General features: G+C 51.9%; 10 protein-coding genes. 9 read left to right on the plus strand and 1 reads right to left on the minus strand.

What is annotated here, in order from left to right; all coding sequences use genetic code 11:
* Window positions 1-230 (minus strand): DUF1476 domain-containing protein (locus A918_RS0113185; protein ID WP_028233790.1); only part of this gene is annotated, 230 nt, incomplete at its 3' end.
* 314 nt (window positions 231-544) lie between these two features.
* Here A918_RS0113185 and purC point away from each other — a divergent pair.
* The 9 genes from purC to A918_RS20455 all read left to right on the plus strand — a co-directional run bounded on the left by purC (window position 545) and on the right by A918_RS20455 (window position 9,074).
* Window positions 545-1,309 carry a phosphoribosylaminoimidazolesuccinocarboxamide synthase gene (purC, locus tag A918_RS0113190; RefSeq protein ID WP_022711521.1) on the plus strand — a complete coding sequence of 255 codons (765 nt, stop codon included), beginning with the start codon at window positions 545-547 and terminating at the stop codon, window positions 1,307-1,309.
* Window positions 1,310-1,416: 107 nt separating this feature from the next.
* Window positions 1,417-1,659, plus strand: a complete 243-nt coding sequence (gene purS, locus A918_RS0113195) for a phosphoribosylformylglycinamidine synthase subunit PurS (RefSeq protein ID WP_022711522.1) — start codon at window positions 1,417-1,419, stop codon at window positions 1,657-1,659.
* Between the two features lie 173 nt (window positions 1,660-1,832).
* Complete coding sequence (gene purQ, locus A918_RS0113200; protein WP_022711523.1) at window positions 1,833-2,504, plus strand: phosphoribosylformylglycinamidine synthase subunit PurQ; 672 nt, start codon at window positions 1,833-1,835, stop codon at window positions 2,502-2,504.
* A gap of 92 nt (window positions 2,505-2,596) precedes the next feature.
* The gene (locus A918_RS0113205; RefSeq protein WP_022711524.1) at window positions 2,597-3,247 is read left to right on the plus strand and encodes a glutathione S-transferase family protein; all 651 of its coding nucleotides are present in this window, start codon (window positions 2,597-2,599) and stop codon (window positions 3,245-3,247) included.
* Window positions 3,248-3,445: 198 nt separating this feature from the next.
* Window positions 3,446-3,844, plus strand: coding sequence for a hypothetical protein (locus A918_RS0113210; protein WP_022711525.1), 399 nt, complete (start codon window positions 3,446-3,448; stop codon window positions 3,842-3,844).
* Between the two features lie 101 nt (window positions 3,845-3,945).
* A complete protein-coding gene (gene purL / locus A918_RS0113215) occupies window positions 3,946-6,177 on the plus strand; it encodes a phosphoribosylformylglycinamidine synthase subunit PurL (protein WP_022711526.1) in 2,232 nt (743 codons plus the stop codon).
* Window positions 6,178-6,481: 304 nt separating this feature from the next.
* A complete protein-coding gene (locus A918_RS0113220; RefSeq protein ID WP_022711527.1) occupies window positions 6,482-6,715 on the plus strand; it encodes a BolA/IbaG family iron-sulfur metabolism protein in 234 nt (77 codons plus the stop codon).
* Between the two features lie 162 nt (window positions 6,716-6,877).
* Window positions 6,878-7,210, plus strand: coding sequence for a Grx4 family monothiol glutaredoxin (gene grxD / locus A918_RS0113225; RefSeq protein ID WP_022711528.1), 333 nt, complete (start codon window positions 6,878-6,880; stop codon window positions 7,208-7,210).
* A gap of 574 nt (window positions 7,211-7,784) precedes the next feature.
* Window positions 7,785-9,074 carry a multidrug effflux MFS transporter gene (locus tag A918_RS20455; protein ID WP_022711531.1) on the plus strand — a complete coding sequence of 430 codons (1,290 nt, stop codon included), beginning with the start codon at window positions 7,785-7,787 and terminating at the stop codon, window positions 9,072-9,074.
* Window positions 9,075-9,084 lie beyond the last annotated feature (10 nt).

A 9,084-nucleotide genomic window follows, 5' to 3' on the forward strand; every position in this document is an offset into this window, starting at 1 on the left:
CTGAAATCAGCGGTAATTTTGCGGATAACATCCTCGTCACCGGCTTCTTCAAAATCTGCACGAACCACTTCACCGGCATAGGCCTGTGCGTCTTCTCCGGTTTTGCCGAGTTTTTCGGCAGCCCAGAGGCCAAGCATTTTATTGCGCCGGGCAATCGCGCGGAACCGCAGATCTTCGTCATGGGCAAATTTGTTTTCGAATGTATTGCGACGTTCGTCCATTCCGCTCATAGGTCCCTCACATATCAGTTAGTCGGTTTATTCTTGATCTTTATTATACGCCGCCCGCAACGAAATCACAGTGTAATGCGTGGCTGCTTTAGGCATATAGGGTTCGCATAATGGCACAACCAGAGGCTGCGCACAGAAAAAGCATAAAACAATCACTGAAAAACAGCATAGCGGCATAAAGGATGATTGTTAAAAGTTATCATTTGCGCTAGGGAACGCAGACATTGCGGCTGCAGTGGCCGCTTCCTGAAACATCGGGATGAGACGAGACGTCTCAAAACGGTCTCAGCAAACCCCAGAGGTTCCTAAACCCCATGAATCGACGCCGCCGTATTTACGAGGGCAAGGCCAAGATCCTTTACGAAGGACCGGAGCCAGGCACGCTCATTCAGTTTTTCAAAGATGATGCCACCGCTTTCAATGCCAAAAAGCATGAAGTGATTGATGGCAAGGGAGTGCTGAACAACCGCATTTCCGAATACATCTTTACGCAGTTGAACAAGATCGGCATTCCGACCCACTTTATCCGCCGCGTCAACATGCGCGAGCAGCTGATTAAAGAAGTCGAAATCATTCCGCTTGAAGTCGTTGTGCGCAATGTTGCTGCCGGCTCACTGGCCAAGCGTCTGGGGATTGAAGAAGGCACCGTTCTGCCGCGTTCAATCATTGAATTCTATTACAAGGCCGATGCGCTCGATGACCCGATGGTCTCCGAAGAGCATATCACTGCATTTGGCTGGGCAAGCCCTGCGGAACTCGATGATATTATGGCACTTGCCATCCGTATCAACGACTTCCTCACCGGCCTGTTCCTCGGCGTCGGCATTCAGCTGGTCGATTTCAAAATCGAATGCGGCCGTTTGTTCGAAGGCGACATGATGCGCGTGGTTCTGGCCGATGAAATTTCGCCGGACTCAGCCCGTCTCTGGGATGTTGCCACCAACGAGAAAATGGACAAAGACCGTTTCCGCCGCGATATGGGTGGTCTGGTTGAGGCCTATCAGGAAGTGGCACGCCGTCTCGGCATTATCAACGAGAACGAGCCGCCGCGCCCTACCGGCCCGACACTGGTTAAATAAGTCATTTCAGCCCGGGAAGTCTGCCGCTTTCCGGGCTGTGTCTTTCAGGCAGTATTTCCGCATTGCGGAGACTGTACATTCCCTCTTCTAAAATACAGGATAACAAAGTGATTAAGGCACGCGTCACCGTCACACTGAAAAACGGCGTTCTCGACCCTCAGGGTAAAGCCATTGTCGGCGCTCTCGGCAGCCTCGGCTTTGATGGCGTCAATTCTGTACGTCAGGGCAAGGTTTTTGATGTTGTTCTTGAAACTGCGGACAAAGCAAAGGCTGAAGCCGAGCTGAAAGCCATGTGCGAAAAGCTTCTCGCCAATACCGTTATTGAAGATTACAGCTTCGACATCGCCTGATCTCTTTCTTTTGATGTCATCTGACATCATATTATGAAGAGTAGTTAAAGCAGTTGCAGGAAAAGCGGGAACCGCCTTTACGGGCAATCAGATTACCGGCAGTTCGCCGGCTGATAATTTTCCGCTCCGATCCGTCCGCTACTGCGTTGGATTAAAAGAAAGTAATCTGCACTATGAAATCAGCAGTTATCCTTCTTCCCGGCCTGAACCGCGACCGCGATATGATTGCCGCACTGACGAAAATCGGTGGCAAAGCTCCGCAGACCGTGTGGCAGACCGACACAGAAATTCCTGATGTTGACCTGATCGTTATTCCGGGCGGCTTTTCCTACGGCGACTATCTGCGCTGCGGCGCGATTGCAGCCCGTATGCCTGTTATGCAGGCATTGCGCAAAAAGGCAGAAGCCGGTGTGCGCGTCATCGGTGTCTGCAACGGCTTCCAGATTCTGCTCGAAGCAGGTCTCCTGCCGGGCGCACTGATGCGTAATACTTCGCTGAAATTCGTTTGCCGCGAAGTAAAGCTCGAAATCGCCAATAATCAGACAGTCTTCACCCGCGGTTACGAACAGGGTCAGATCATTCGCAGCCCTGTTGCCCATCATGACGGCAATTATTTTGCTGAAAGCGATGTTCTGAAATCGATTGAAGACAATGGTCAGGTTGTGTTCCGTTATGCGGAAGGCACCAACCCGAATGGTTCAGTCAATGACATTGCCGGTATTACCAATGCACAAGGCAATGTGCTCGGCATGATGCCGCATCCGGAAAATCTGATCGAACAGGCGCATGGCGGTACCGACGGCCGCGCGCTGTTTGCATCGGCACTGGATCGTCTGGCTTCCTAAATCAGGTTATGCCCGCTTTGCGCAATAACGCGCGCGGGCATTTCCTTTTACAGCAGCATGACCTGCATAACAGCAAAACGGGAGGAAGTACTATGAAGCTCTATAACAAGCCTTTATCACCCTACTGCGCCTTTATCCGCATTATTGCTGAGGTCAAAGACCTGCCGCTGAAACTGATTGATGCACCTGCCGGACCACCGCTGCCGGAGAGCTTCCGTGAAATCTCCCCGATGCGCCGCATTCCTGTGCTCGTCACCGGTTCCGGTGAAACTCTGTTCGAAGCCTCTGTGATCGCAGAATATCTGGAAGAGCGTTTCCCTGAAAAACCGATGCTGCCGGCCGATCCGAAAGACCGTGCGCAGATTCGCATCATCATGCGTCTGCTCGATCTGGATGTGCTGCCGTCCATCATCCCTGTTTTGCTGGCAGGTCCTGCCAATCCGCTTCCTGCGGATAAAGCAGCAAAAGTCTTCAATCATGTACACCATGCGCTGAAAACTGTTGAAGACCGTATTTCTTCCGGCCCATACGCATTGGGTGAACATGTGACACTGGCGGATGCATGGCTTGCACCAACGCGCTTCCTGCTGGAAAGCCTGCGTCGTTTTCCAGGCTTTGAAACCATTCTGGATGATTGCCCGAATATTGAAGGCTATCAGACCAATGCCCAAGGTATTCCTGAAATCGCTGCCGTTTTGGGTGAAATGCAGGATGCCCGCAAAGCTCTGGCGAAAGCTAGTTAAAGCATTTCACAGTCAAGTTGGAACAACTTAGACGTCCGTGATAATGCAACCACTAAAAAATTTAGAGCGAGCGCCATGATCCAATCTGGAGGTAAACCGCTCTAAAGCCCAAAATATGCAAAGCCTGACAAACAATGGTCAGGCTTTGCAAATGCTGAAATACCATACAATCATTTCCCCTGCGGAGCTCAGTCTTTAATGAAATTGGCGCATATAATTGTAATGGCTTTGTCCGCAGTTGCTTTAAGCGGATGTCTCGCGTCTAAAAAATCCCCGTCTCCCGCATCGGGTAATGTCAGCCATACAGCTCTGGCGACCATGGAACGCGTGGCGCTTGGTGCAAGACAATGCTGGTTTAAATCCGGCGACCCTCAGTTCCGCCAATATACGCTGGCGCCGGAACTGGTTTCTTATACCGGCCGACCGCGTATTCTCGTCGTCCCTGCAAAGAACCCGAATGACCGGCCTTTGCTGGTTGTGCAGGCAGAAGGCAATCCGGGACGGATGGAGCGTTTCGGCCCGTTAATGCAAAGCCCGCTTTCCGAACGCATCGAGCGCGATACAGCGCGCTGGGCTTCCGGACAAAAAAGCTGCTAACCGATTATGCCAGCGAAGCTGGCGACACATAAGAATTAAGCATCGAACCTATCACATATCCGAGCTCCGGCTCATAGATCAAAGAAGACAGCGACACCGATATGGACAGCAAAAAGTCAATCCGTAATGATTACCCGATCACACCGGAACTGATTGCCTCACACGGCCTCAAGCCCGACGAATACCAGCGCATTCTTGACCTGATCGGTCGTGAACCAAGCTTTACGGAGCTGGGTATTTTCTCGGCAATGTGGAACGAGCATTGCTCGTATAAATCCTCCAAGAAATGGCTGCGCACTCTGCCAACAACCGGCCCGCGCGTTATTCAGGGTCCGGGTGAAAATGCCGGTGTTGTCGATATTGATGACGGCGATTGCGTTGTTTTCAAAATGGAAAGCCACAACCACCCGTCTTATATCGAGCCTTATCAGGGCGCGGCGACCGGTGTCGGCGGTATTTTGCGTGACGTATTCACCATGGGTGCCCGTCCGGTTGCAGCCATGAATGCTCTGCGCTTCGGTGAGCCAGACCATCCGAAAACCCGTCACCTCGTTTCCGGCGTTGTTTCCGGTGTTGGCGGTTACGGCAATGCTTTCGGCGTGCCGACTGTCGGCGGTGAAATTGAATTTGATGCCCGTTATAACGGCAACATTCTCGTCAATGCTTTTGCAGCGGGTCTCGCAAAATCCGATGCGATTTTCTATTCCAAGGCTGAAGGCGTTGGCCTGCCGGTTGTTTATCTCGGTGCGAAAACCGGTCGTGACGGCGTTGGCGGTGCGACAATGGCATCGGCTGAATTTGATGAATCGATTGATGAAAAGCGCCCGACCGTTCAGGTTGGCGATCCGTTCACCGAAAAATGCCTGCTCGAAGCCTGCCTTGAGCTGATGGCTTCCGGCGCGGTTATCGCCATTCAGGATATGGGCGCTGCCGGTCTCACCTGCTCTGCTGTTGAAATGGGCGCCAAAGGCGATCTCGGCATTGAACTGAACCTCGACACCGTACCGGTGCGCGAAGAGCAGATGTCTGCCTATGAAATGATGCTCTCTGAAAGTCAGGAACGCATGCTGATGGTGCTGCGTCCTGAACAGGAAGCAGAAGCACAGGCGATCTTCAAAAAATGGGGTCTGGATTTTGCTATCGTTGGTAAAACCACTGATGACCTGCGTTTCCGCGTCTTCCATCAGGGTGAACAGGTTGCCGATCTGCCGATCAAGGAACTCGGCGATGAGGCGCCTGAATATGATCGTCCGTGGACACCGGCTGTTGCACCAAAAGCGCTGGCTGCCGATGATGTACCGGCTGCCGATATTGCTGACAGCCTGATTAAGCTGCTCAATTCCGCCAATGGTTCTTCCCGCCGCTGGGTCTATGAACAATATGACACGCTGATTCAGGGCAACTCTCTGCAATTGCCGGGTGGCGATGCCGGTGTGATCCGCGTTGACGGCCACGAAACCAAAGCTCTGGCTTTCTCTTCCGACGTAACACCGCGTTATGTGGAAGCTGATCCGTTTGAAGGCGGTAAGCAGGCTGTAGCCGAATGCTGGCGCAACCTGACAGCAACCGGTGCTACACCGCTTGCTTCGACCGACAACCTCAACTTCGGTAATCCAGAGCGTCCTGAAATCATGAGCCAGCTGGTTCATGCGATCAAGGGCATCGGCGAAGCCTGCCGCGTGCTGGAATTCCCGATCGTTTCCGGTAACGTCTCGCTTTACAACGAAACCAATGGTCAGGGCATTCTGCCGACACCGACCATCGGCGGCGTTGGCCTGATCAAAGACTGGTCGAAAATGGCACGCATCCGCTTTGCGGGCGAAGGCGAAGCCATTCTGCTCGCAGGCGCACCGGAAGGCTGGGGTACACATATCGCCCAGTCCGCCTATATGCGTGACGTTCACAACCGCATCGACGGCCCTGCTCCGCATGTTGATCTGGCGCATGAAAAAGCGACCGGCGACTTCGTTCGCGGCCTGATCGAAGATGGGCTGGTCACAGCAGTTCACGACTGCTCATCGGGTGGTCTGGCTCAGGCTGTGGCTGAAATGGCTATCAAAGGCGAAATCGGCGCAACTATTAATGAACCGGCAGCCCATAATCCGGTTCTCACCTTCTTCGGTGAAGATCAGGGACGTTATGTGCTGACCGTGACCGAAGCCAATCTGGCACAGGTACAGAGCCGCGCAGAAAAAGCCGGTATTGCAGCACCATTTATCGGTCGCACCGGTGGTAAGTCTGTTATCCTCGGTTCAGCAAAGCCTGTATCTGTTGAACAGTTGCATCAGGCCTATGAATCATGGTTCCCTGACTATATGAACGGCGAAATCTGATACTAAAGCATGGCGCAGCTAAATGGTTTCATTTAGCGTTCGCGAACATGCGACAATGAAAAGAATCTAGAGCGATCGCTGTCAGTTCCATTAAACGCGACACGCTCTAGATTTTAATACCCGTTAATAACGGAGCCTGCGTCTTGAAACACCGAGACGCAGGCTCCAATTTAAGAAGAGTATCCCCAAAAGCTTAAGACAGGTTTTGGACAAGATGCTAAAACAAAAAAACAGAGCTGGTGCGACGGAACAGATCGGTCGCGGCACACTCTGATCAGAAAAAATGCTCTCGGAGGATTTTAATATGGCTATGGCACCTGGTGATATTGAAGACATGATCAAGGCAGGCATTCCCGGCGCTGTTGTCAGCATCCGCGACCTTGCCGGAGACGGTGATCATTACGCTGCCGAAGTCGTAGCGGAAGCCTTTCGCGGTAAAACCCGCGTTCAGCAGCATCAGATGGTTTATGACGCCCTCGGCGGCAATATGGGCGGCGTGTTGCACGCATTGGCATTGCAGACCCGCGCACCGGAATAACAATTCATTGAGCCTGAGTGCAGTGCAGTGCAGTCAGGCTCACAAAATACCCTGCGGCAACAGGCGTTCTGGAAGATGTTTCCTGCATCGCTTAAAAAGCAGCAACTATTTAAAGCCTAACTCTGGCGGAATTTGTCCCGCCGGCAATGAAAGGACACTCCCATGAGCGGCATCACTGCGCTTATCGATAATGAAGTCAAAAATAACGATGTCGTGCTTTTCATGAAAGGCACACCGGATTTCCCGCAATGCGGTTTCTCCGGTCAGGTTGTTCAGGTGCTGGATTATATCGGTGTTGATTATAAAGGCATCAATGTTCTGGCTTCTGACGAAATCCGTCAGGGCATCAAGGAATATTCCAACTGGCCGACTATTCCTCAGCTTTATGTAAAAGGTGAGTTCATCGGCGGTTGCGATATCGTGCGCGAAATGTTCCAGGCCGGTGAATTGCAGGCTCTGCTGACTGAAAAAGGCATTGCCACCAAGGCAGCCTGATCCGCAGCAAAGACTTCACGAATATGTGATTATCAAAAAACGGCAGATCTTCTGCCGTTTTTTTTTCATTTAAACTATTAAATAGAATTTATCATTCCGGCCAGATTGCGCTCTGCGCAAATCCCTATATGTTGGAATATACCGGCCTGTAAAACTGCTTCGCCAGAAATTTGAGCGCAGTATCTCACGAATGCGGCGAAAAGTTTTTCCGGTATCAATATTTTCAAACAGTATTTATCTGCGGCACCGCCTGCATAAGGCTGCATCGAATTGCTGCGGTAAATGCCCTTCCTGAAGTTTCAGGTCACAAGATTGCGGACGCCCCTGTAACCGTTTTGAGGCTGCACGGCTTTCGCCCTTTATAGCTCGGCAGATACCGGACTGTTTCTGCCTGCGCGCTATTCAAAACACCTCTGTTCCGTAAACAATCCGAGTTTCAGCGGTTTGCGGAACATCGCTTCAGTATCCGGCCACAGACACAACAATAGCAAATTGTGTCATCATCAGTCTGCCGGTTGCTGATCCGCAATAGATTTTTCCGACCGCATTTCCGGCCGGACAAGGCATGTAAAAGATGAAAAGTGAACTTCCTGCAGATGCGGTATCTGCATCCGGCAATCAAGCCTCCGACGGATTTAAATTATCCAGACCGGAATTTATTGCCCTTATCGCGGCACTGATGGCAATCAATGCGCTGGCTATTGATGTCATGCTGCCCGCTTTGGCCGAAATCGGCAATTCTCTCGGTGTTCTGACACCGAACCATCACCAATATGTCGTTACAGTCTACCTGTTCGGCTTTGCAGTCTCACAGCTGCTTTATGGCCCGATCAGTGATCGTTTTGGCCGTAAGAAACCACTTCTGATCGGTATCGGCATTTATGTCGTCACCTCGCTGGCCTGCGTCTGGGTGCCGGAATTCAATATGCTGCTGGTTTTGCGCTTCCTGCAGGGGATCGGTGCCGCGGCTACCCGCGTCATGACTGTTTCGATTGTGCGTGACCGCTATTCCGGCCGCGCTATGGCTGAAATTATGTCGCTTGCCATGATGGTCTTCATGATTGTTCCGGTGATTGCACCGGCAACCGGTGAAGTCATTCTGATCTTCTCCGAATGGCATATGATTTTCGGTTTTATGGCTTTGTTTGCCTGTGTGATCGGCTTCTGGGCCTATTCCCGTATGCCGGAAACTCTGGCACCGGAAAACCGCCGTCCTTTCACAGCCAAATCCATTATCAGCGGCTTCGGCATTGTTATCGGTAACCGCGTGGCATTCTGCTACACGCTGGCCGCATCCTTCATGCTCGGCTCGCTATTCGGCTTCATCAACTCTGCACAGCAGATTTATGTCGGCATTTATGATCTGGGACGCGGCTTTCCGGTGGCATTTGCTGCCGTTGCCGCCTTCATGGCACTGTCCGCCTTCCTGAATTCACGGATGGTCGGACGTTTCGGCATGCGCCGGATTTCGCAGGTATTGCTGATTACATTTATCAGCCTCAGCCTGCTGCTGTTCTTGCTGTCGGTGTTTTTTGAAGGGCCGGTGCCATTCCCGATTTATATCGTGATTTTTGCACTGATTATGTTCTGCTTCGGCTCAATCGGCGGCAACTTCAACGCCTTGGCGATGGAACCGCTCGGACAGGTTGCAGGCACGGCTTCTTCCGTTCTCGGCTTTGTACAGTCACTGACCGGTGCAGCCATCGGTATGCTGATCGGCCAGTCCTTCAACGGTACAACCGTACCAATGGCACTTGGCTATTTCATCGTCGGTGCTATTGCGATGGTGTTTGTGCTGATTGCAGAACAGGGCAAATTGTTCCGCGCGGTATCGCCTTCACCGCAGCATGTGATTGAGAAATAAAAGAAAAAAG

Source organism: Pseudochrobactrum sp. AO18b (genome assembly GCF_000409565.1).
Lineage (GTDB): Bacteria > Pseudomonadota > Alphaproteobacteria > Rhizobiales > Rhizobiaceae > Pseudochrobactrum > Pseudochrobactrum saccharolyticum.